Source organism: Vibrio sp. 1159, assembly GCF_033340395.1.
Taxonomy (GTDB): domain Bacteria; phylum Pseudomonadota; class Gammaproteobacteria; order Enterobacterales; family Vibrionaceae; genus Vibrio; species Vibrio alginolyticus.
Window position 1 is genome coordinate 1 of sequence record NZ_JAWOWL010000140.1, and the last position, 1,207, is coordinate 1,207.

Genomic DNA, 1,207 nt, shown 5'->3' on the forward strand with positions numbered 1-1,207 from the left:
TTGGTAAACCATTACGCGGGAAAGTCATTGAACCAGGGTTAAAGATCATCACACCCTCTTTCATTTCGGCTACGGGAACATGCGTATGACCATGAGCGATGATGTCACCCTCTCGCAAAGGCGGTCTTTTATCGCTGTTGTACAAATGGCCATGCGTCAGAAAGATTCGCTTACCAGACTCTAGCAATACCCACGCGTAATCCATCATCATTGGGAAGTTCAGCAGCATTTGATCTACTTCGCTGTCACAGTTACCGCGTACGGAAATGATTTGCTGACTGTATTGGTTGAGAAGCTCCGCCACTTGGGGCGGGTTATACCCTTCCGGAATCGGGTTGCGTGGTCCGTGGTTCAACGTGTCACCCAACAGCACCAAATGCTTTGCACCTGATGCTAGGAATAACTTGATGGTTTCTTCGGTTGCTGGCAAAGAGCCATGCAGGTCTGAGGCAAAAAATAGTTTCACGACGTTGTCTCCTCAAAATGTATGAGGCTATTCTACGGCATTCTGACGTATGCTCAACCGACTTCCCGATTACTGATGACGCACAGTCTCAATCAGCATTGGTAGCAAATGGAACCAAGCAAAATATCCGGCACCGACTAAAACTAATGTCCAAAAAACCATCGAAATGAACTTCGACTTCGCTAAATGGTGTAACGGGTCCGGTTCCCCACACCCTGGACATGTGTGAGCACGTTTCGATATTTGTTTCTCACACACAGGGCAAGAGACTAAAGGCATGATTTAAATTCCTCAACTATATGCTTAGGGCACAAAGAATAGCGCCTGTGAAAATATATGCAACATCACTAATAATCAATATCTTAGAGATTGACGCATGTCGCTGACTTGAGAAAAATATTACGCATGTTACTTACACAGTTTAGCCATCCTCTCTGACCATGCCATTAATCACGATATTGTTGTAACTCACCATGCCGATCACTTCCCCATCTTCAATCACGGGCGCGCGGCTGATCCCAAATCGCTCAAACAGACGAGCACAGTATTTGACGTTCATATCTGGATCGACACACAAAGCAGGCTTAGTCATGATTTCGTAGATATTGGTGCGCTGAGGGGCACGGTTATTTGCCAACACTTTCTTAGCAATATCATTCATTAACACAATGCCGTATTCGTCGTTGTCATCGCGCTTTTTGACCACCAGCGCTTTCACTTGATATTTCTTTGCCAGAGTAA

General features: G+C 45.5%; 3 protein-coding genes. All 3 read right to left on the reverse strand.

Annotated elements, in window-relative coordinates; genetic code table 11:
- A partial coding sequence (gene yfcE, locus R7127_RS26505; RefSeq protein WP_318148713.1) for a phosphodiesterase occupies positions 1-466 on the reverse strand: 466 nt, incomplete at its 3' end.
- Positions 467-535: 69 nt separating this feature from the next.
- The gene (locus tag R7127_RS26510) at positions 536-745 is read right to left on the reverse strand and encodes a hypothetical protein (protein ID WP_011105727.1); all 210 of its coding nucleotides are present in this window, start codon (positions 743-745) and stop codon (positions 536-538) included.
- Between the two features lie 142 nt (positions 746-887).
- Positions 888-1,207 (reverse strand): CBS domain-containing protein (locus R7127_RS26515; RefSeq protein ID WP_318148714.1); only part of this gene is annotated, 320 nt, incomplete at its 5' end.